The following is a 20,453-nucleotide window of genomic DNA, read 5'->3' on the forward strand; positions in this document are numbered from 1 at the left end:
AAAAGTACCTTGCCTTTTCCAGTTTCGTTTCCTCCCGAGTATATCATAAAATCCCCGTTCTGTACATAGAATAGAGAAAAACCCAAAAGCAGGGAATTTGAGAGAATGAGACGGATTTTTTTGGGGCTTTTGATTGCCCTGAACGTGTTGTGCCTGTGTGGATGCACTCTTATGAGCCAGGAGAGAGTCAAACTGAGAGACTTGGATTTTACGGTTTTAAGTGAGGAAAAAATACCCCAGGAGCTTGCAGAGATTTTGGAGGAGAAAAAAAGCGAGGCCTTTCAGCTGACCTACAAGGATGGGGAAGCTCTTTACATATGTATCGGATACGGCCCGCAGGAGACGGGAGGCTACAGCATTGCGGTAAATGATCTGTACCTGACAGATACGGCCATCTATGTAAACACCAGTCTGCTGGGCCCGCAGCCGGAGGAAAAGAGCAATAAGACCGTTTCCTATCCTTATATTGTGATTAAGACGGAGTACCTGGACCAGACCGTAATGTTTGAGTAAGCTTCCCCTGATTGCCTATTTCCGGAAAACGTGATAAACTTAGGTGAAATGTGGCAAGGGAGGCACGGATGATGCTGATCAAAAACGGATATGTGATAGACCCAAAATCAGGTTTAGAGGGCAATTATGACATCCTTACGGAGGGAGACGTCATTGTAAAAATTGCAAAGGAGATTGAGGCGCCCAAAAAGGGCTGCAGGGTGATAGACGCGGAGGGGCTTTTGGTGGCTCCGGGACTGGTGGATGTGCATGTGCATTTCAGGGAACCTGGCTTTACCCAGAAGGAGGATATTTCCACCGGAGCCGCTGCAGCCGCCAGAGGCGGTTTTACTACGGTAGTGCTGATGGCAAATACAAAGCCGACGGTAGATAATGTGGATACCCTGGAGTATGTGCTGGAAAAGGGAAAAAGGACAGGCATCCATGTCCTGACCTGCGCCAATGTGACTATGGGAATGCAGGGAAAGGAGCTGGTTCCCATGGAGGAGCTGGCAGGGAGGGGCGCAGCAGGCTTTACGGACGACGGCATGCCTCTTTTGGATGAAGGGCTGGTGCGCCGGGCTATGGAGGAAGCTGCAAGGCTGGATCTGCCTATAAGCTTTCATGAGGAGGACCCGGGCTATATTGTGAACAATGGCATCAATCAGGGGAAGGTCAGCGCCAATCTGGGGGTGGAGGGCTCTCCCAGAGAGGCGGAAATCACTATGGTGGAGCGGGACCTTAAGCTGGCTCTGGAAACGAAAGCTGACATCAATATCCAGCATATCAGCACCAAAGAGGCGGTAGAGCTGGTGCGCCAGGCCAAAAGGAAAGGCTCTCATATCCACGCGGAGGCTGCGCCTCATCATTTTTCCCTGACGGAGGAGGCGGTTTTGGAGTATGGGGCTTTGGCCAAAATGAATCCTCCTTTGCGGGAGGAGGAGGACAGGCAGGCTATTATCCGGGGGCTGGCAGACGGCACCATTGATCTGATTGCCACGGATCATGCTCCGCACACTGCCTCGGAAAAGGCAAAACCTATCACGGAGGCCCCAAGCGGCATCATCGGGCTGGAAACGGCGCTGCCTCTGGGCATTACAAAGCTTGTGGACGAAGGATACCTTACCATGAAGCAGCTTCTTGCCAAAATGACCTGTAATCCAGCGGCCTTGTATCATTTGCGGGCGGGATATCTGGCAGAAGGCGGACCTGCGGACTTGGTTCTCATCGACACGGCTGCGGAAACAGTTTTCGAAAAATACGCATCCAAAGCCTCAAACACCCCCTTTACCGGCTGGCGGCTTAAGGGAAGAGTAAAGGCCACGATCTGCGCAGGCCGGGTGGTGTATGAAGAAAAGGAAAGGAAGGATAGCATATGAGGCAAAAACAGAAGGCGGCAGTGCTCTCTCAGAGACAGACAGCGCCGGAAATTTACGATATGTGGATTGAGACGGACCTTGCAGGGGAGGCGGGACCGGGGCAGTTTATCTGCATTTACCCCAAAAGTGAGAGCACACTGCTTCCAAGGCCCATCAGCATCTGCCAGGTGAACGAGCAAAAGACGGCTATCCGCATTGTTTACCGGATTGCAGGCAAGGGAACCAGAGAATTTTCCTCCTATAAAGCCGGAGAGGAAATCTTTATACTGGGCCCTCTGGGAAATGGCTTTCCCTTTCAGAAAGGGGAGGGTAAAAGAGTGCTGCTCATGGGAGGCGGTATCGGAATTCCTCCCATTTTACAGCTGGCCCAGGAGATAAAAGGGGACAAGCAGATTGTTCTTGGGTATCGGGATAACCATTTGTTTTTAAAGGAAGATCTGGAAAAACTGGGGACGGTGCAGATTGCCACAGAGGACGGAAGTGTGGGAGTGCAGGGAAATGTTATGGATGCAGTCAGACAAAAGGGTCTGGAGGCGGATCTGATTTTTGCCTGCGGGCCCATGCCTATGCTGCGGGCCATAAAGGCATATGCCCAGGAGAAGAACATTCCCGCCTATATTTCTCTGGAAGAGCACATGGCCTGCGGCGTGGGCGCCTGTCTGGGCTGTGTGGTGAAAACAAAGGAGATCGACCACCACTCCCATGTGCACAACGCCAGAATCTGTACAGACGGTCCGGTTTTTGAAGCAGAGGAGGTGGAAATCTGATGAAGCTTGAGACAGTGATTGCGGGAGTGACCTTTCAGAATCCTGTTATGACAGCCTCTGGAACCTTTGGCTCCGGCATGGAATACTCGGAATTTGTGGATTTAAACCGCCTGGGAGCAGTGGTGACCAAGGGGGTGGCAAATGTTCCCTGGCCGGGGAATCCTACGCCAAGAGTGGCTGAGGTGTACGGAGGAATGCTGAACGCCATAGGGCTGCAGAATCCCGGCATTGATGTGTTTATGCAAAGGGATATTCCTTTCTTAAAGCAGTATGACACGAAGATCATTGTGAATGTCTGTGGAAAAACCGTGGAGGATTATGTAGAGGTAGTGGAGAGACTGGGTGAGGAAAGCGCTGTGGCTATGCTGGAAATCAATGTATCCTGCCCCAACGTAAAGGAGGGAGCCATCGCCTTTGGACAAAATGCGGACGCTCTGTATCATATTACCTCCGAGATCAAAAGACATGCAAAGCAGCCTGTGATGATGAAGCTCAGTCCCAATGTGACGGATATCACGGAGATGGCAAAAGCCGCAGAGGCCGCTGGAGCGGACGCTCTTTCCTTGATCAATACCATAACCGGCATGAAGATAGATGTGCACAGCCGCAAATTTGCCATTGCCAACAAGACAGGGGGCATGAGCGGACCGGCCATCAAGCCCATTGCCGTGCGCATGGTATATCAGACGGCAAAGGCCGTGAAGATTCCTATCGTAGGAATGGGAGGCATCGCAAACGGTGAGGACGCCGTAGAATTTCTGCTGGCCGGTGCAAGCGCCGTAAGCGTGGGAGCCATGAATTTTGTGAATCCCAGTGCAACCATGGAGGTGCTTGAGGGAATTGAAAGCTATATGAAACAGTATCATGTGGAAAACGTGACGGAGCTCATCGGGGCAGTGAAGGAATAGTCATAAATAGAAAAAGGCCTTCATATGTATATTTATAGAAGTATACATATGGAGGTATTTTTGTGGAGCTTTTAAAGAGGAATATACATATGGACCGCATCCGGGCGGAAGCGCTCACCCAGATTACCCTGGAGGATGACGTGAATATCCCTGAAAGCAAGCCGGACGTAGGCAGCCTGAATCTGGAAAAGGGTGTCCTGGTTATAGATGAGATTAAGCCGGGAACGGATGTGGTGAATGTCAGGGGAAGATTGCTTTTTTATGCTTTATATCACACTTCGGAGGAAGGAAAGAGCCTGACTCTTTTGGAGGGAAAAATACCCTTTGAGGAGAAAATCAATCTCCAGGGAGCACTTCCCGGCGACTGCGTAGCTGTGGAGGGGGAGGTGGAGGACCTCACTGTAAGCACCATAAATTCCAGAAAGCTTAATGTACAGTCGGTTGTCACCCTGCACGCTGTGGTGGATGAGCTTTATGATGAGGAGGTGCCCATCGGCATACATGGGGAGGAGACAGTGCAGTACCGCAAAATGCCTGTTACCGTAGCACAGATTGCCATAAGTAAAAATGATATTTTCCGCATAAAGGAAGAAGTTTCCCTGCCATCCAATTATCCCAATATTTTTCAGATTCTCTGGAATCATGTTTCCCTGGGGGACGTGGAATTTAAGGTTTTGGAGGAAAAGCTGACGCTTCAGGGGGACATCCACTTTTTTATCCTGTATGAGGGGGAGGGGGAAGAGCATCCCATCCGCTCCTTTGAGACGGTTCTTCCTTTCAGTGGTGTTTTAGAATGTCATGGATGTCGGGACGGAATGGTGCCGGATATCCGCTACAGCCTGGGGCAGCAGGAGCTTGTCATCCGGCCAGATTTTGACGGAGAAGAACGAAACGTGGGGCTTGAGCTGGTGCTGGATATCTCCATACGTGTCTATGAGGAAGAAAGGACGGAGATGGTAACTGATGTTTATGGGGTTACCAGGGAGGTGGAGACAGAAAGCCGTCCTGCCAGTCTGCGCAGACTGCTTTCCAAAGTGACGGGAAAGACAAAGGTGACGGATCACATCCGGGTGCCGGGGGCGGGTTCGCCCATTCTGCAGCTGCTTCACAGTGAGGGATGCGTTTCCCTGGATCAGCAGGAGGTGACAGAAAACGGCATACTCCTTAAGGGAAGTCTTTCCGTGAGGGTGATGTACATAACAGGGGATGACGAGAACCCTTACGGAAGCGCAAAGGCCCAGATACCCTATCAATATACGCTGGAGGTGCCGGACATTGCCCCGGAGGACTTAAGCAGAGTGCATACCGAGGTGGAGCAGCTGCAGGTGACTATGCTGGATGGAGAGGAAATGGACGTAAAGGCGGTGCTTGTCTTTGCTACCACCGTTTTCAAAAATGTGCCTGTGGAGCTGATTGGCCAGGTGAAGGTAAGCGATTTGGACAGCGCCAAGATGAGCAGCCTGCCGGGCATGGTCATCTATATGGTGAAGGAAGGCGACAATCTGTGGAATATCGGAAAAAAATATTATGTGCCTGTGGATGCCCTGCGGGAATGGAACAGCCTGGCAAGTGATGAATTGAAGCCGGGACAGAAGCTTTTGATCGTAAAATAGAAAAATCAGGAAGAACCGGGAAACCGGATTTCTTCCTGATTTTTTATTTCAGGGGATGGTTAGGCCTCTGTGGAGGAAATGCCCGCCTCTGCCGCCAGCTGGTCAAATTTTTCCATCACGGCATCATAGGTGCGTTTGGAAATCTCCGGCAGGGAGCCTCCCCATTTTTTCTCGGCTGAATCATAGCCCTTTTGAAAAGCAGCCCGCATCTCTTCAATTTTGTCGGGGTCTCCGCCTGTCAGTGCCGTTGCAAACTGGATAATCCGGTCGGAGGTCTGGTTTACGCCCCAGTATCCGTCCTCGGCGATGTCAGCCTGGGCCTGTGCCTTGGTGGCGGGATCTACCGTGTAATTGCCGCTTCTTAAAAACTGCCAGATATCGTTGGCCTGTCCGTAGGCGGTGCCCTGCTTTAAGAGCATCTGCTCTACCAGGCTGCGAAGCTGTGCCGTTCTGGCCTCTGCGTCTGCCTTCAGCTTGTTGATCAGATTGGTGTCGGGAGTATAGATTTTCTTTGCAGAGTCTGTCTGCTGTTTCTTGGAGGGCTCATATACTGCGCCCGCCTCTTCGGTATTGGGAACCGAAGTGTTTGTGGAGGCCTGTTTTTCTTTTGTGTTTACGCTTGACGTATAGTCGTAGGCCGCCTGGGTAGATGTAATTCCATTTACATTCATACTTACCTCTTTTCCGGCGCGCTGCGCCATAAACATAATTTTAGAAGGTGCATCATCCTTGATTTTGTAATTTATATCGGCATGGGAGAGGGAAAAGCTTAGGGGCGGCGTTGACGAAAATCCAATTTTTGTATATAATAAAATACAATCTATGTATACAAAATACATTTTGGAGGAAGATTGGAAGGAGCATGAATGAATATCTGATGAAGGCATATGCCAAGATCAATCTTGGTTTGGATGTGATAGGAAAACTGGAAAACGGGTACCATGAAGTGAAAATGGTAATGCAGACTGTTGGCATTTATGATGAGCTTTTCCTGGAAAAAACGGAGGAAGGAATCCTTCTGACCACGGACAGCGAAAGCCTGACCTCAGGGCAGGATAATCTTGTATGGAAGGCTGCAAGGCTGATGAAGGAGCATTATGGAATTTCCCAGGGGCTTCGCATTCATTTGAAGAAAAATATACCGATAGCGGCGGGAATGGCCGGGGGCAGCACGGATGCAGCCGCTGTCATGAAGGGCATTAACCGGATGTTTGATTTGGGCTGTACTTTGAAGGAGCTTATGGAGCTTGGGGTTGCCATCGGAGCGGATGTTCCCTATTGTGTGATGGGAGGCACTGCGCTGGCAGAGGGAATCGGAGAGAAGCTGACGGCTCTTCCCCCGGCGCCGGACTGCTATGTGCTGGTGGCAAAGCCGGATATCAGTGTGTCCACCAAATATGTATATGAGCATCTGGACCTTGGGAAAATCCAAAGCCATCCGGACATTGACGGCATGGTGGAGGCTATTGAGGAGGGAAGCCTCCAGGGAATTTTAGACCGCATGGAAAATGTGCTGGAGCAGGTGACGGTGCCGGCGTATCCTGTGATTGGGGAAATTAAAAACCGGATGAAGGAGCTTGGAGCCGTCAACAGTCTGATGAGTGGAAGCGGTCCCACGGTATTTGGAATTTTTACGGAAGAGGAACGGGCAAAAAGAGCAGGGGAACAGATTCGGCGCAGACAGCTGGCAAAACAGATTTTTGTAACGGAATTCTGCTGACGGACATGGGATATACAGAAGAATGGAGGGAAGCTATGCAGGATAATTTACAGGTAAAGATGGATGAGTTTCTGCCTCTTAGGGATGTGGTGTTTAACACACTGCGTCAGGCCATCCTGACAGGAGAGCTCAAACCTGGGGAGCGGCTTATGGAGATTCATCTGGCAAACAGGCTGGGAGTCAGCCGGACTCCCATCCGTGAGGCCATCCGCAAGCTGGAGCTGGAGGGATTGGTGACCATGATCCCCAGGAGAGGGGCTGAGGTGGCTCAAATCACGGAAAAGAGCATGAACGACGTTCTGGAGGTCAGGCGCGCTTTGGACGCGCTGTGCGTGGAGCTGGCCTGCGACCGGATTACGAAGGAGGAGCTGGAAAGCCTAAAGCAGGCCTGCGACAACTTTGAGCTTGCGGTGAAAACCAAGGACGTGAAAAAGATTGCACAGGCGGATGTTGCGCTGCACGATATTATTGTACAGGCCACCGGCAACAGCCGGCTGATTCAGCTGGTCAACAATCTTTCCGAACAGATGTACCGCTATCGGTTTGAGTATATTAAGGATATCAGCCAGCATGAAAGGCTGGTGGAGGAGCATAGAATTATTTATCAGGGAATTGTGGATCAGGATAAGGAGACGGCCTCTTTGGCAGCCAAGCTCCACATAGATAATCAGAAGAAGGCCATTATCAGGCAGATACGCCTGGAAAGAGAAAAAAATAAGTAGAGTGCGGAAAATCCGGTATAAGAAAAGAAAAAGCGGCAATCATCCTCATAGGGAGAGTTTTCCCGGAAAGCTGAGGAGATTGAATGAAGAAAAAATGGACTGGAATCAAGCTTGTAATGGGAATCTGCGCGGCTCTTGGCTGGTGGGGCGTTTTATATCCGGAGTTTGCCATGACGCCGGACACCTACGTGGTGACAGGCACAGAGGAAGGAAAGCCCTCAGAAACACAAAAATGGAGCTTTGACAGTGAAATTTACTGGGAAATTCTGAATGCAGATTCTGACCAGATCAGTTTTAAAAGCAGACTCTTTGAGGAGCTTTACCATAGATTGCCGCAGAAAAAATAAAGCAAGGAAGGACTTAGGCAGATGAAGCGGGAAAACGGGGCGCCAATCGGCGTGTTTGACTCCGGCGTGGGCGGATTGACCGTAGCGCGGGAGATCATGAGGCAGATACCAAATGAAAAAATCATATACTTTGGAGACACGGCCAGAGTCCCTTACGGAAGCAAATCCAAGGAGACGGTCACCCGCTTTTCCAGGCAGATCGTAAGATTCCTTCAAAGCTTTCAGGTAAAGACCATTGTGGTGGCTTGTAATACGGCCAGCGCCTATGCGCTGGATGAGCTGGAGAAGGAGACGGATATTCCCATTATCGGTGTGGTGAAGCCGGGGGCAAAGACGGCGGTTCAGGTAACCCGCAACGGGAAAATCGGCGTTATCGCTACGGAGGCTACCATTGGAAGCCGGATTTATTCCAAGTACATACAAGAATTGAATGAGAATGTGACCATATACGGAAAGGCCTGTCCCCTTTTTGTCCCTCTGGTAGAGGAGGGGCTGTGGCAGGACCCGGTCACAGATGAGATCGCCAAGAGATATTTGACGGAGCTGATCGACATTGACATTGACACTCTCATATTGGGATGTACCCATTATCCTTTGATCCGCTCCACCCTGGGAAGAATCATGGGAGAAAAGGTGACTTTGGTAAATCCGGCCTATGAGACCGCCAGGGAGCTCAGGGAGCTTTTGGGCAAAAAGGGTATATTGAATGAAGAGCCCCCGGAGCTGGGGGACAATCAATACCAGTTTTATGTAAGCGACGGGGCTGAAAAATTTAAGCAATTTGCAAATTCCATTATAAAATATGGAATTCTGTCTACAAAAACGGTAAATATTGAGCAGTATTGAGGCTCATTGGAGGATCCGGGGCAAAAATGAAAAAAGAGGTAGAGCTTTTGATAAACGGCCTGCACAGCAGTGTGGGAGAGGAAGGCGAGCCGGTGGAACAGGCTGTTTCCGCCGTGTATTATGAAAGAGAGGGAAGCCGTTATCTGCTTTATGAGGAGACGGAGGAGGAAACCGGGGAACGGTCCAAAAGCAGAATCAAAATCGGGAAGGACAGGATGGAGCTTGTAAGAGGGGGGAAAAACCGTACCCATATGGTTTTTGAGGAGAAGAAAAGGCATCCTGCGGATTATGTGACGCCCTACGGCAGATTTGCCCTGGAAATTGACACAAAAGAGGTCAGGGTGGAGGAAGGGCCTTGGGGAATACAGGTGGTGATAAAATATGGCTTGTGGCACGGAGAGCAAAGCCTTTCGGAGAGCTGCCTGCGTATCAGCGTCAGGGAAAAGTGACGGCCCATGGAGAAAAAGGTGCGCCCTGCAGCGCACCTTTTTCTTTATTTCACCGGCTTGGCTCCGGCTTTTTCCTGAAGCTTTTCCATGGTGCGCTTGAAAAATCCCTTTTTCTTTTGCGGCACGGTATTTTGCTTTCCATGAAGCCCCTTTACATCCAGAACATACAGGCCGCTGACTACAGCCTTTACTTCCTTTTTTACGGGGACGGAGTCAAATATCTTCTCATCGCTGATCAGGGAAAGAATCTGTGGACCAACCTTAGCCTTGATGATGGGAAGCTTGGAACCCCGCATAAGCTTGGGAGTCTGGTCGATCACCATCTGGGGAAGGCCGGCTTCCTTAAGCTTCATCCGTTTCTTGTCAATAATCAGCATTGAGACTGTCTGCTTGTTGGCCTCTAAAAGCTCCTGCTGTTCGGCCTGCTTTTTCTGGGCTTTTTTTCCAAGAAAATACAGCACTACGATGGCGATGACAAGCACCACCAATATAACTAACAATGTGATTGTCACTGGACTCATTGCATTGAGACCTCCTTATAAATAGATAGGAATATATAGGACATTGTAACATAGGTATGCTGGGATAGGCAATAAAACATTTTACAGAAAACTACAGTTTTTTTGGAAACTGTGGTATACTTGTAAGGACTTGCCACATATGGCTGACAGGACGGCTTCGGGACGAAAAAGAGGGGCGGGAGGTGCGCAGGATGGAAAATTTGTGGGAATTTGCAGGGACGGCGCTGGAATTTTTATTCGGACATCTCTTTTGGTGGAACATGATTTTTGCCGTTATCATCGTGTTTTTTCAGAGAAAAGACCCAAAAAGCGTATGGGCCTGGCTGCTTTTGCTGTTCTTTATTCCTTTTTTGGGGTTTGTGTTTTACCTTGTGCTGGGAGTGGACATGCACAAGCGGAAAATGTTTCAAATAAAAGAGCTGGAGGATCATGTAAACGAAGCCATCAGAAGGCAGGAATCCCGCCTAAAGAGCAGAAAACCGGGGGAAGACAGCGGGGAGCTTGGAGAGTACATGGACCTTGTGATGTATAATCTGGAAACCTCCGACGCTGTGCTTTCTGATGACAATGACATAGATATCTTTACGGAAGGAAATGAAAAATTTGAGGCGCTGATAGAGGATTTAAAGAAGGCCAGGCATTTCATCCACATTCAGTATTATATTATCAAAAACGATGTGCTGTTTAACCGCATCAAGGATGTGCTCATAGAGAAGGCGGCCCAGGGCGTAGAGGTAAGAGTGCTGTACGACGGCATGGGGTGCAGGTCGGTAAGCTCCCGGTATTGGAAGAAGCTGAGAGCCCAGGGAATTATGACAGCGGAATTTTTTCCCCCGGGGCTTGGCAGGCTGCATCTGCGCATCAATTACCGCAACCACAGGAAAATTGTGGTCATAGACAATCAAATCGGCTATGTGGGAGGCTTTAACATTGGAAAGGAATATATCGGCTTAAGCGAGAGATTCGGACATTGGAGAGATACCCATCTTCGTATTCGCGGAAGCGGCGTGATGGGGCTGCAGTTAAGGTTTATTCTGGACTGGAATTATGCTACCAGAGAAAATCTGCTGCAGCGGCCGGCTCTTCTGATAAATCCCACACCGGGAAGAAGGGATGGCTGTAAAATGCAGATTATTACCAGCGGACCTGACAATACCATAGACCAGATCCGGGATAATTATATGCGGCTGATTACCAAGGCTAAGGAGAGGATTTATATTCAAACCCCTTATTTTATTCCGGATGAGGCGGTGCTGCAGGCCCTTTTGATCGCCGTGCGCTCAGGAATAGAGGTAAATATTATGATTCCCTGCAAACCGGATCATCCCTTTGTGTATTGGGCCACCTACTCCTATATTGGCGATCTGGTCATGGCAGGAGCCAACTGTTACACCTATGAGAATGGTTTCCTGCATGGAAAGGGAGTGATGGCGGATGCAGAGGTATTCTGCTATGGCACCGCCAATATGGATATCCGCAGTTTTTCTTTGAATTTTGAGGTCAATGCAGTGGTTTACAGCAAAAAGAAGGCACAGGAGATGGAGCGGATTTTCAAAGAGGATTTAAAGTGCTGCAGACAGATTACAAAGGACGTATATGCGTCCAGGCCGCTGATCATCCGCTTAAAGGAACAGGTGTGCCGGCTGCTCTCTCCTCTGCTGTAGAAAGGGGCTTTTAATGGAGAGGCTTTTGTGGTAAGATGTTCGTTAAGGATTCTGGCCGAAAGCGGCCGGAAATGAAAACAAAAATCAGAAATGGAGAAAAAGATGAACAGGAAAGTAATGGCAGGGATGGCGGCTGTGCTTGCGGCAGGCATTCTGGGAGGCTGCGGCAGTGACACAGAGGTGCCCCTTAAGGATATGGATGTGGACAGTTACGTGACCCTCGGGGAATACAAGGGAATTGAGGTGGACATTGACCCCATCACAGTGGACGAGACCGAGCTGGAAAATCTGGTGAGAGAGGTCTACAACAACAATGTGACGCTGGAAAACGGGGGAATCACGGACCGGGCTGTGGAAAACGGAGACACGGTAAACATTGACTATGAAGGAAAGAGGGACGGCGTAGCCTTTGATGGAGGCACCGCACAGGGAAGCCTTCTGACTATCGGCTCAGGAAGGTTTATCGATGGCTTTGAGGAGGGACTGATCGGGGTGACACCGGGCGAAACGGTGGATTTGAATCTGACCTTCCCGGAAAATTATAGTTCTGCAGATTTAGCGGGACAGGATGTGGTGTTTACGGTTACTGTGAATTTCATCCTTCCCCAGGAGATGGAGGATGCAGTGGCTGCTTCTGTGGGCATTGAGGGAGTGGGCACTGTGGAGGAGCTGCGTCAGTATGCCTATGACTATCTGTACGCCAATGCGGAAAACAGCTATAACACAGAGCTGCAGAATGCAGTGCTGGATGCCTTTATGCAAAACTGCGTGTTTGAAGAGGTGCCGCAGTACATGGTGGAGGAGTATGAGACTGTAACGCGGGAAAGCCTTGAGACCCAGGCGGAAAGCTACGGCATGGATGCGGATACCATGACCTCCTATTTCTACGGCATGGACGTGGATACCTTTGTGAGCACCTACTCGGAGGAGGCTGTCAGGCAGGATATCGCCATGCAGGCGGTGGCAAACAGAGAGGGACTTAACATTGATGACGAGGAGCTGAACACTACTTTGCTGGAATACGCAAACAATGCAGGCTACGACACGGTGGAGGAATACGTTGGGGACACCTCTCTGGAGGATTACAGGGATTATCTGATGTACGAGAAGGTGCTTGCGTTTCTTACGGAAAACGCGGTGGTAAACCAAAGCACAGGTCAATGACGCAGATCAGGGGCGAAGACTGGCGATAGAAATAGAAATGGAAGGAACAGGAAAGGACAGGTTAAAAATGAATTTAACGGATATCAGAGATTTGTATCGTAAGAGAGAGCAGTTTGCGGGCAAGGAAGTCACTGTGGGCGGCTGGGTGAGAAATAACCGGGATTCTAAAAATTTTGGCTTTCTGGTGATCAACGACGGCACCTTCTTTGAACCGCTGCAGGTGGTGTATGGAGACAGTCTTTCCAATTTTGACGACATCCGCAAAATCAATGTAGGAGCTGCGCTGGTTGTAAAAGGAACCATTGTAGAGACCCCAAACGCAAAGCAGCCCTTTGAGATGCAGGCAAAAGAGGTTTCGGTGGAGGGGCCCTCGGGGGCGGATTATCCGCTGCAGAAAAAGCGCCACAGCTTTGAATATCTCAGAACCATTTCCCATCTGCGCCCCAGAACCAATACCTTTCAGGCGGTATTTCGGGTCAGGTCTCTGATCGCTTATGCCATCCACACCTTTTTTATGGAGAGAGGATTTGTGTATGTGCATACGCCCCTGATTACCGGAAGTGACTGCGAGGGCGCCGGGGAAATGTTCCAGGTGACAACGCTGCCTCTTGACAAGGTTCCCAAAACCCAGGATGGGAAGGTGGATTTTACCCAGGACTTTTTTGGAAAGCCCACCAATCTCACCGTAAGCGGGCAGCTCAATGTGGAGACCTATGCCTTTGCCTTTAAAAACGTGTACACCTTCGGACCTACCTTCCGGGCGGAAAATTCCAATACCACCAGACATGCGGCGGAGTTTTGGATGATTGAGCCGGAGATGGCCTTTGCAGACCTGACGGACGATATGGAGCTGGCGGAAAGCATGTTAAAGTACGTGATCCGTTATGTGCTGGAGCATGCGCCGGAGGAGATGGCTTTCTTCAACCAGTTTGTGGACAAGGGACTGATTGAAAGGCTTGAGCATGTGGCAAATTCTGATTTCGCCCATGTGACCTACACCCAGGCCATCGAAATTTTGGAAAAGCACAACGAGGAATTTGAGTATCAGGTGTCCTGGGGCTGCGACCTGCAGACGGAGCATGAGAGATTCCTGACGGAGAAGGAATTTAAGCGGCCTGTGTTTGTGACAGATTACCCTAAGGAGATCAAGGCTTTTTACATGAAGCTCAACGAGGATGGAAAGACGGTGGCGGCCATGGACTGCCTGGTGCCCGGCATCGGAGAGATCATTGGCGGAAGCCAGCGTGAGGATAAGCTGGAGCTTTTGGAGCGCAGGATGGAGGAGCTTGGACTGAACAAGGCGGACTATGATTTCTACCTTGACCTGCGCCGGTACGGCTCCGTGCGTCATGCGGGCTTTGGCCTTGGCTTTGAGAGATGCGTGATGTACCTCACAGGCATGAGCAATATCCGGGATGTGATTCCCTTCCCCCGCACCGTAAACAACTGTGATTTGTAAGGGAACTGTATGAGAAAAAAAACCATTAAAATAATGAATTTTATATTGATTGCAGGACTTACCGCCGCAGCGGTGCAGACGGCGGCACCCCAGCCCCTTGTTGCGGAGGCCACATCCATAACGGATATCCAGAACCAGATTAAGGACACGCAGAATCAGCTGGACGGCATCAATGACAAGATCAGCTCTCTTACGGATGAGCAGGATCTGGTGGAGGAAAAAATAGCCGACCTGAATTCAGAGATCATCAATACCATGACAAGCATTGGGATGAAGGAGGACGAAATCGCATCCAAGGAGACGGAGATTTCTGACAAGCAGGTGCAGATTGACGAAACCCAGCTGGAGTATGAGGCAGCCGTGGAGCGGGAGAAAAAACAGCAGGAGGATATGGCTGTGCGCACCCGTCTGATGTACGAAAACAGCAAATCCACCTATCTGAGCATTTTTCTCCAGGGCGAGGGTCTGGCGGACATGCTAAACCGCATGGACTACATTGAAAAAATCTATGAGTATGACAAGGAGAAGCTGGAGGAATACATAGAGACAAAGAATCAGGTTCACGATCTCTGGGATCAGCTGGAGGCAGAAAAAGCACAGCTTGAGACAGACAAAAGCCAGCTGGAAGCGGACCGGACGGCATTAGAGTCTCAGAAGGCCAACCTGGATACTCTGCTGGCCAAGAAAAAACAGGAATCCGCCAATTTTGAGGCGGAGATCAAGAGAGCCCAGCAGGAGGCGGCTGTTTTCAAGACCCAGCTGCAGCAGGAGCAGGCCCAGTTAAAGAAGCTGCAGGCTCAGCAAAACCAGGGAAGCAGCTCTTCCGCTGCCAACGGAACCTACACACCCACCTCCTATACCTCCACCATTGAGAATGCGTCAGGAAGCGATCTGGGGAAAAAGATAGCAAAATACGCCTGCCAGTACATTGGCAATCCCTATGTGGCGGGAGGCACCAGCCTCACAAACGGAGCGGACTGCTCCGGCTTTACCTACCGGGTTTACAAGGATTTCGGATATAGCCTGCCCAGAACTTCCTACGAGCAGAGAAGCGCGGGTGCAGGAGTCAGCTATGACGAGGCGCAGCCGGGAGATCTGATCTGCTACGACGGACATGTGGCCCTCTACATCGGCGGGGGGCTGATCGTGCACGCCAGCACGCAGCGGACGGGCATCAAGGTGAGCAATGCCAACTATAGAACCATTCTGGCGGTAAGGAGAATTATTTGATGCTGCGGATAGGATGCCATTTATCGTCATCTAAGGGATTTTTGGCCATGGCCCGGACGGCGGAAGATATCGGAGCCAATACCTTTCAGTTTTTTACCAGGAATCCCAGAGGAGGGGCGGCAAAGGAATGGAAGAAACAGGATGTGGAGGCCATGCTTGCCTTTTGTGAAAAAAAGGGAATCGGCTGCTTGCTGGCCCATGCCCCCTATACCTTGAATGCCTGTGCAAAGGACGAGGGCATACGCAGGTTTGCCTTGGAGACCCTGGAGGATGATCTGCGGCGTCTTTCGCTTCTGCCCGGATGTATGTACAATTTCCATCCGGGAAGTCATGTGCAGCAAGGAGCGCAGAAGGGAATAGAGCTCATTGCGGATACCCTGAATCAGGTTTTGACCAGGGAACAGACCACCACCGTGCTTTTGGAAACCATGGCGGGCAAGGGAAGCGAGGTGGGGCGCAGTTTTGAAGAGCTTTCCCGTATTCTGGAGCGGGTAGAGCTTTCTGATAAGCTGGGAGTGTGTCTGGATACCTGCCATGTATGGGACGGCGGCTATGATATTGCAGGAAAGCTGGATCAGGTTTTAGAGGAATTCGACAGAATCCTGGGATTAGAGCGGCTGAAAGCAGTTCATTTGAACGATTCCTTAAACGGTCTTGGCAGCCATAAGGATCGGCATGCGAAGATAGGTCAGGGAGAAATCGGCCTTGCGGCCTTTGGCAGGATCATCAATCATCCAAGACTGAGAGACCTGCCCTTTTATCTGGAGACGCCAAACGAGCTGGAGGGGTATCAGGCTGAGATCGCTTTGCTCAGGGGGCTTTATGAGTAAAGGGGAAAAGCTTGCGGTTTTAAAGAAATATTTTGGCTATGACAGCTTCCGGGAGGGACAGGAAGCGCTGATAGACAGTCTGCTAAGCGGCAGGGATGTGCTGGGTATCATGCCCACGGGGGCGGGGAAATCTCTCTGCTATCAGGTTCCGGCGCTGATGCTTCCGGGAATTACGCTGGTGATTTCTCCGCTGATCTCTCTGATGAAGGATCAGGTGGCGGCATTGAACCAGGCAGGAGTGCATGCGGCCTATTTAAACAGCTCTCTTACCTATGGACAATACCGCAAGGCTCTCTGGTATGCGGCACAGGGCCGGTATTCTATTATTTATGTGGCACCCGAGCGGCTTGGGACGGAGGAATTTCTTGACTTTGCCGGGAATGCGGTTCTTTCCATGGTAGCGGTGGATGAAGCTCACTGCGTGTCACAGTGGGGACAGGATTTTCGGCCAAGCTATTTAAAAATTGCGGAATTTATTCAAAAGCTTCCCGCCAGGCCTGTGGTGGGAGCCTTTACAGCCACTGCCACAAAAGAGGTGAGGCAGGATGTGATTTCTCTTTTGAAGCTGCAGGAGCCTTTTGTGGTGACCACCGGATATGACAGACCCAATCTGTATCTGGGAGTATACAGTCCGAAAGATAAGTACGCGGCTGCCCGCAGCTTTATTGAAAGACATCCGGGACAGTGCGGGATTGTGTACTGTGCCACCAGAAGGCTGGTGGAGGAGGTGTGCGAAAGGCTGCAGGAGGAGGGATTTTCCGCTACCCGGTATCACGCGGGACTTTCCGACGAGGAGCGCAGAATCAGTCAGGAGGATTTTACCTATGACAGAAAGCTTATTATGGTTGCCACCAATGCCTTTGGCATGGGGATTGATAAATCCAATGTAAGATACGTGGTGCACTACAATATGCCCAAGAATCTGGAGTCCTACTATCAGGAGGCAGGCCGCTGTGCCAGAGACGGGGAGCCGGGAGAATGTATTTTGCTCTACGGCGGACAGGATGTGGTCACTAACCAGTTTTTGATTGAAAACAGTCAGGAAAACGAAGAGCTGGAGGAAGAAGTCAGGGCGGTGGTTCAGGCAAAGGACAGGGAACGTCTCAAAAAAATGACATGGTACTGCTTTACCCACCATTGCCTGAGAGACTATATTTTAAAATATTTTGGAGAGCAAGGTACTCATGACTGCGGAAACTGCAGCAACTGTCTTTCCTCCTTTGAGACGGTGGAGGTGACAAGGATAGCCGGTGCACTGGTGGGCTGTGTCTCGGCCTGCAGACAGCGTTTTGGAATCTCCGTGATTCTGGATACGGTGCGGGGAGCAGATACGGCCAGAATCAGAAAATACCGCATGAATTACAACCTATATTACGGAGCACTGGCGGGCACACCGGAACAGATTCTTCGGAGTGTGCTAAACGACCTGCTGTGTCAGGGATATCTGGCATCCACGGATGACCAGTATGCCGTCCTGAAGCTGACAGACAAATCGGACCGGATTTCTCAAAAGGGAGAGCGTATATTTGCAAAGCTTCCCAAAGAAGAAAAAGAGCTGTGGCAAAGGGAGACTTTTGCAGAAGAAAAGAGGAGAGCAGATTTTCGGGGAAAAGGACGCAACGCTTCCCTGCAAAGACCTATGTTTGACCGGCTGAAGGCATTGCGCAGTGAGATTGCCAGGGAAGAAAAGGTGCCTCCATATCTGATTTTTTCCGATAAGACCCTGGAGCATATGGGGGTGTTAAAGCCAAAAAGCAAAGAGGAGATGCTTCAGGTAACAGGAGTGGGACAATATAAATTTGAGAAATACGGCAGAAGATTTCTTGCAATTTTTCTGGACAAAGACCAGGTGTTGTGATAGTCTTAGGACAAGAGCTTTCTGAGGGCTCTTGTCTTTTCTCATTCAGGATGGCGCACAGAGAATGTGCTGTCACACCTGTTTTCAACGGCTTTTCGCCGATTGTACCCATTTTATACTATAAAATTTTTGTGAAAAGGAGAAGGATTATGACCTATGAAGAATTTAAGAAGGAACTGTACCGCAATGCTTTGAACCAGGCCCGGCTGTGGGGAAAAACGGCAAGGCTTGTGGAAAAGGGAACAGTGTGCCGGGAGCCGCAGGTCATGGGGGCTATTGCAGCCATGAACCAAAATGCCCCGTCTGCAAAGGACGCTGTCGTCAAGGAGGATATGCTGCTTGTGCTGCTTCAGTATGCTCCTGCGGAAAATGCTTTGCAGGCAAATACTCTGCCGGAGTGCAAAGAGGAAGGAAGGGCGCCTGCATATTCCGGAATCCTTTGCTGGAAGGTGCGCACCTTGTATGAGCGCTTTCTGCGGGAGGGCTGGCAGAGCGTTCTGCCGGAAATTGCCATGAAGCTTCAGGGCAGCAGGGGGCAGGAACCCCAGGCGTCCCTGTGGGAGAAGGGTTATGAGCAAAACTGCGGCAGGCTCATTTTGAGGCCCCTTAATATATGGGAAAACAGAGAGGAGCTGGAGCACTGTGTTTATTGGAGTTATGGAGAAATCGGTCTGGTGCTGTATGCTTTGCTTTATGATCTGGAAGAGGATTTTATGACCATGAAGGTTACCAGGGGCATGGTGGAAAGATGGGGTGTATCTTTTGAGGAAGCTCTCACGGGAGCCCTTCTGAATACCTTTGCCCAGATGCCGCCCAGGCTTTATCATGGCATGGATATCCGCTCCTCCTATGACTGGAAGGATGGAATTTTTATGGAGGAGGAAGGGAAAATCAGCATAGAAATCCATCCCCAGTCTCAGGAGGAGGGAATGTGCGGATACCGGCTTACCACGGTGAGATGGTTAAACGGAGCCGTTGCATTCTTCTATCCCGGTGTAAGGCAGCGTCTGGCAGAGCTTTTGGATGGGGACTTTTATGTGGGATTTACCAGCATACACGAGGCGGTAATTCATCCGGTACAGCACAAAATTCTGGGAGAGATGAAGGCGGCCATCCAGCATACCAACGCTGTATTTGACCGCCGGGAAATGCTCACCGACAAGGTGTACCGCTATTGCCGGGCGAGAAATGAGCTCATAGAGGTTTAGGGCGCTAATCATAGGTTCTGCCAGGTTCCAAGATGCGGAAATGACCATTTTTCAGTGAAATTTGTGACACTGCACAGTTTTTCAGCGAAAAATGCCAGAAATCCTCCAGGGGAATCTGCGCTATGGTGTTTAGGATGCTTCTGTTTAAAGCGCCGTGTCCTGCAAGCAGGACAGTTTCACAGACCCCTTCCAGAGGGAGAATTTTCTCCTTCAGAAAAGATGCGCTTCTTTGATACAGACTGTGGAAGGATTCCCCATTTTGACCGGGTACATATTGCTTGGGCCTTTTCCAGAAATCATAGAGAGGATTGGAGTCCCCCTCCTTCATCTGGGGCGGCACTACGGTGCCCTCCCAGACACCAAAGCTGATTTCTTTGAGCCGGTCGTCTGTGGACAGGGGAATCTGGCGGTCTCCGATTATGATTCTTGCAGTTTCCAGAGCCCGGCACAGAGGAGAGCTGAAGGCCATTTCAAAGGGAACTGTTCTTAAGGCTTCTGCGGTTTTTTTGGCAAGGGCAATGCCGGAGGCGTTCAGAGGGATATCGGACTGCCCCTGGAAGCGGAAGGCCTTGTTCCAGTCGGTTTCTCCGTGGCGTATCAGGTAAATGATCATAGGTGTGCTCCTTTCAGAGGAAAATAGTTTTTTTTGTCTATTTCCTCAGCAGCTTCTATCATAGCATCTTCCGGACAAAATGAAAATAGCGTCTGTGCAGGGACTCGACAAAAGGCGGCAAAGAAGGTAAAATTTGATAAAACGGTATTGACTGTCAAAAAAGGAAAGGAAGCACGGGAAGGTATGGAAAGGGATTATATTACACTTACGATCGGCAAGCAGAAAAACATTGCTTTGATTGCCCATGACGGCAAAAAACAGGAAATGATAAAGTGGTGTCAGGACAATGAGGAAATTCTGAGACGGCATTTTTTGTGTGGAACAGGCACTACGGCAAGGATGATCACGGAAAAGACAGGGCTGCCCGTAAAGGGCTACAACAGCGGTCCCTTGGGCGGGGATCAGCAGATTGGAGCAAAGATTGTGGAGGGGAAAATAGATTTCGTGGTATTTTTTTCCGACCCCCTGACGGCTGCGCCCCATGATCCTGACGTAAAGGCCCTTCTGCGCATTGCCCAGGTGTATGATATTCCCATTGCAAACAATAAGGCCACGGCGGATTTTCTGGTGCACTCCAGCCTGATGAATGAATGCTATGACCATGATGTAATCAACTTTAACAAGAATATTGCGTTGCGGGCACAGAGCATGCAGGAGGCATAA

General features: G+C 50.2%; 21 protein-coding genes. 18 read left to right on the top strand and 3 right to left on the bottom strand.

What is annotated here, in order from left to right; translation table 11 throughout:
- Nucleotides 1-105 precede the first annotated feature (105 nt).
- From SHK35_RS02655 to SHK35_RS02675, 5 genes are all read left to right on the top strand, one after another.
- A complete protein-coding gene (locus tag SHK35_RS02655; protein WP_318703675.1) occupies nt 106-513 on the top strand; it encodes a protease complex subunit PrcB family protein in 408 nt (135 codons plus the stop codon).
- Between the two features lie 71 nt (nt 514-584).
- Nucleotides 585-1,871, top strand: a complete 1,287-nt coding sequence (locus SHK35_RS02660) for a dihydroorotase (protein WP_318703796.1) — start codon at nt 585-587, stop codon at nt 1,869-1,871.
- On the top strand, nt 1,868-2,638 hold the full coding sequence (locus tag SHK35_RS02665; protein WP_318708432.1) for a dihydroorotate dehydrogenase electron transfer subunit: 771 nt from the start codon (nt 1,868-1,870) through the stop codon (nt 2,636-2,638). Before SHK35_RS02660 ends, SHK35_RS02665 begins: the two co-directional genes overlap by 4 nt.
- Nucleotides 2,638-3,546 carry a dihydroorotate dehydrogenase gene (locus SHK35_RS02670; protein ID WP_318703679.1) on the top strand — a complete coding sequence of 303 codons (909 nt, stop codon included), beginning with the start codon at nt 2,638-2,640 and terminating at the stop codon, nt 3,544-3,546. The genes SHK35_RS02665 and SHK35_RS02670 overlap by 1 nt, the downstream gene beginning before the upstream one ends.
- Before the next feature lie 62 nt (nt 3,547-3,608).
- On the top strand, nt 3,609-5,159 hold the full coding sequence (locus SHK35_RS02675) for a DUF3794 and LysM peptidoglycan-binding domain-containing protein (protein WP_318708434.1): 1,551 nt from the start codon (nt 3,609-3,611) through the stop codon (nt 5,157-5,159).
- 59 nt (nt 5,160-5,218) lie between these two features.
- Here the strand turns inward: SHK35_RS02675 and SHK35_RS02680 are convergent, their stop codons facing one another.
- The gene (locus SHK35_RS02680) at nt 5,219-5,830 is read right to left on the bottom strand and encodes a hypothetical protein (protein ID WP_318708435.1); all 612 of its coding nucleotides are present in this window, start codon (nt 5,828-5,830) and stop codon (nt 5,219-5,221) included.
- A 191-nt stretch (nt 5,831-6,021) separates the two neighbouring features.
- Here SHK35_RS02680 and ispE point away from each other — a divergent pair, with 191 nt between their 5' ends.
- The 5 genes from ispE (at nt 6,022) to SHK35_RS02705 (ending at nt 9,243) form a co-directional block, all read left to right on the top strand.
- Nucleotides 6,022-6,879, top strand: coding sequence for a 4-(cytidine 5'-diphospho)-2-C-methyl-D-erythritol kinase (gene ispE, locus SHK35_RS02685; RefSeq protein WP_318703685.1), 858 nt, complete (start codon nt 6,022-6,024; stop codon nt 6,877-6,879).
- A 35-nt stretch (nt 6,880-6,914) separates the two neighbouring features.
- A complete protein-coding gene (locus SHK35_RS02690) occupies nt 6,915-7,601 on the top strand; it encodes a GntR family transcriptional regulator (protein ID WP_318703686.1) in 687 nt (228 codons plus the stop codon).
- Nucleotides 7,602-7,684: 83 nt separating this feature from the next.
- Nucleotides 7,685-7,948 (top strand): hypothetical protein, encoded by a 264-nt coding sequence (locus tag SHK35_RS02695; protein ID WP_318703688.1) that lies wholly within the window; start codon nt 7,685-7,687, stop codon nt 7,946-7,948.
- Nucleotides 7,949-7,969: 21 nt separating this feature from the next.
- Complete coding sequence (gene murI / locus SHK35_RS02700) at nt 7,970-8,794, top strand: glutamate racemase (RefSeq protein ID WP_318708436.1); 825 nt, start codon at nt 7,970-7,972, stop codon at nt 8,792-8,794.
- A gap of 26 nt (nt 8,795-8,820) precedes the next feature.
- On the top strand, nt 8,821-9,243 hold the full coding sequence (locus SHK35_RS02705; RefSeq protein ID WP_318703693.1) for a DUF1934 domain-containing protein: 423 nt from the start codon (nt 8,821-8,823) through the stop codon (nt 9,241-9,243).
- A gap of 44 nt (nt 9,244-9,287) precedes the next feature.
- On the opposite strand, the gene SHK35_RS02710 is transcribed toward SHK35_RS02705, so the two are convergent.
- Nucleotides 9,288-9,764 carry a hypothetical protein gene (locus SHK35_RS02710; protein ID WP_318708438.1) on the bottom strand — a complete coding sequence of 159 codons (477 nt, stop codon included), beginning with the start codon at nt 9,762-9,764 and terminating at the stop codon, nt 9,288-9,290.
- A gap of 191 nt (nt 9,765-9,955) precedes the next feature.
- Between SHK35_RS02710 and cls the strand changes: the two genes are divergently transcribed.
- The 7 genes from cls to SHK35_RS02745 all read left to right on the top strand — a co-directional run bounded on the left by cls (nt 9,956) and on the right by SHK35_RS02745 (nt 19,177).
- On the top strand, nt 9,956-11,428 hold the full coding sequence (cls, locus tag SHK35_RS02715) for a cardiolipin synthase (protein WP_318708440.1): 1,473 nt from the start codon (nt 9,956-9,958) through the stop codon (nt 11,426-11,428).
- Nucleotides 11,429-11,530: 102 nt separating this feature from the next.
- A complete protein-coding gene (tig, locus tag SHK35_RS02720) occupies nt 11,531-12,592 on the top strand; it encodes a trigger factor (protein ID WP_318703698.1) in 1,062 nt (353 codons plus the stop codon).
- 67 nt (nt 12,593-12,659) lie between these two features.
- Nucleotides 12,660-14,051, top strand: a complete 1,392-nt coding sequence (asnS, locus tag SHK35_RS02725; RefSeq protein WP_318703699.1) for an asparagine--tRNA ligase — start codon at nt 12,660-12,662, stop codon at nt 14,049-14,051.
- A 9-nt stretch (nt 14,052-14,060) separates the two neighbouring features.
- Nucleotides 14,061-15,281: a C40 family peptidase gene (locus SHK35_RS02730; RefSeq protein ID WP_318703700.1), complete on the top strand. Its 1,221-nt coding sequence runs from the start codon at nt 14,061-14,063 to the stop codon at nt 15,279-15,281.
- Complete coding sequence (locus tag SHK35_RS02735) at nt 15,281-16,111, top strand: deoxyribonuclease IV (RefSeq protein WP_318703701.1); 831 nt, start codon at nt 15,281-15,283, stop codon at nt 16,109-16,111. The genes SHK35_RS02730 and SHK35_RS02735 overlap by 1 nt, the downstream gene beginning before the upstream one ends.
- Nucleotides 16,104-17,969 carry a DNA helicase RecQ gene (gene recQ, locus SHK35_RS02740; RefSeq protein ID WP_318708441.1) on the top strand — a complete coding sequence of 622 codons (1,866 nt, stop codon included), beginning with the start codon at nt 16,104-16,106 and terminating at the stop codon, nt 17,967-17,969. Before SHK35_RS02735 ends, recQ begins: the two co-directional genes overlap by 8 nt.
- Before the next feature lie 149 nt (nt 17,970-18,118).
- Nucleotides 18,119-19,177 (top strand): DUF5688 family protein, encoded by a 1,059-nt coding sequence (locus SHK35_RS02745; RefSeq protein ID WP_318708443.1) that lies wholly within the window; start codon nt 18,119-18,121, stop codon nt 19,175-19,177.
- A 4-nt stretch (nt 19,178-19,181) separates the two neighbouring features.
- Here the strand turns inward: SHK35_RS02745 and SHK35_RS02750 are convergent, their stop codons facing one another.
- Entirely contained in the window at nt 19,182-19,790 is a 609-nt protein-coding gene (locus tag SHK35_RS02750; protein ID WP_318703704.1) for a histidine phosphatase family protein, read from the bottom strand.
- Between the two features lie 183 nt (nt 19,791-19,973).
- On the opposite strand from SHK35_RS02750, the gene SHK35_RS02755 reads away from it, so the two are divergent.
- Nucleotides 19,974-20,453 carry a methylglyoxal synthase gene (locus SHK35_RS02755; protein WP_318703705.1) on the top strand — a complete coding sequence of 160 codons (480 nt, stop codon included), beginning with the start codon at nt 19,974-19,976 and terminating at the stop codon, nt 20,451-20,453.

Source organism: Candidatus Acetatifactor stercoripullorum, assembly GCF_944382095.1.
Taxonomy (GTDB): domain Bacteria; phylum Bacillota; class Clostridia; order Lachnospirales; family Lachnospiraceae; genus Acetatifactor; species Acetatifactor stercoripullorum.

Excerpts from the sequence above, each read along its gene's own strand:
- SHK35_RS02655 (WP_318703675.1), top strand. The coding sequence starts at position 106 with ATGAGACGGATTTTTTTGGGGCTTTTGATTGCCCTGAACGTGTTGTGC.
- SHK35_RS02660 (WP_318703796.1), top strand. The coding sequence starts at position 585 with ATGCTGATCAAAAACGGATATGTGATAGACCCAAAATCAGGTTTAGAG.
- SHK35_RS02665 (WP_318708432.1), top strand. The coding sequence starts at position 1,868 with ATGAGGCAAAAACAGAAGGCGGCAGTGCTCTCTCAGAGACAGACAGCG.
- SHK35_RS02670 (WP_318703679.1), top strand. The coding sequence starts at position 2,638 with ATGAAGCTTGAGACAGTGATTGCGGGAGTGACCTTTCAGAATCCTGTT.
- SHK35_RS02680 (WP_318708435.1), bottom strand. The coding sequence starts at position 5,830 with ATGAATGTAAATGGAATTACATCTACCCAGGCGGCCTACGACTATACG.
- ispE (WP_318703685.1), top strand. The coding sequence starts at position 6,022 with ATGAATGAATATCTGATGAAGGCATATGCCAAGATCAATCTTGGTTTG.
- SHK35_RS02690 (WP_318703686.1), top strand. The coding sequence starts at position 6,915 with ATGCAGGATAATTTACAGGTAAAGATGGATGAGTTTCTGCCTCTTAGG.
- SHK35_RS02695 (WP_318703688.1), top strand. The coding sequence starts at position 7,685 with ATGAAGAAAAAATGGACTGGAATCAAGCTTGTAATGGGAATCTGCGCG.
- murI (WP_318708436.1), top strand. The coding sequence starts at position 7,970 with ATGAAGCGGGAAAACGGGGCGCCAATCGGCGTGTTTGACTCCGGCGTG.
- SHK35_RS02705 (WP_318703693.1), top strand. The coding sequence starts at position 8,821 with ATGAAAAAAGAGGTAGAGCTTTTGATAAACGGCCTGCACAGCAGTGTG.
- SHK35_RS02710 (WP_318708438.1), bottom strand. The coding sequence starts at position 9,764 with ATGAGTCCAGTGACAATCACATTGTTAGTTATATTGGTGGTGCTTGTC.
- cls (WP_318708440.1), top strand. The coding sequence starts at position 9,956 with ATGGAAAATTTGTGGGAATTTGCAGGGACGGCGCTGGAATTTTTATTC.
- tig (WP_318703698.1), top strand. The coding sequence starts at position 11,531 with ATGAACAGGAAAGTAATGGCAGGGATGGCGGCTGTGCTTGCGGCAGGC.
- asnS (WP_318703699.1), top strand. The coding sequence starts at position 12,660 with ATGAATTTAACGGATATCAGAGATTTGTATCGTAAGAGAGAGCAGTTT.
- SHK35_RS02730 (WP_318703700.1), top strand. The coding sequence starts at position 14,061 with ATGAGAAAAAAAACCATTAAAATAATGAATTTTATATTGATTGCAGGA.
- SHK35_RS02735 (WP_318703701.1), top strand. The coding sequence starts at position 15,281 with ATGCTGCGGATAGGATGCCATTTATCGTCATCTAAGGGATTTTTGGCC.
- recQ (WP_318708441.1), top strand. The coding sequence starts at position 16,104 with ATGAGTAAAGGGGAAAAGCTTGCGGTTTTAAAGAAATATTTTGGCTAT.
- SHK35_RS02745 (WP_318708443.1), top strand. The coding sequence starts at position 18,119 with ATGACCTATGAAGAATTTAAGAAGGAACTGTACCGCAATGCTTTGAAC.
- SHK35_RS02750 (WP_318703704.1), bottom strand. The coding sequence starts at position 19,790 with ATGATCATTTACCTGATACGCCACGGAGAAACCGACTGGAACAAGGCC.
- SHK35_RS02755 (WP_318703705.1), top strand. The coding sequence starts at position 19,974 with ATGGAAAGGGATTATATTACACTTACGATCGGCAAGCAGAAAAACATT.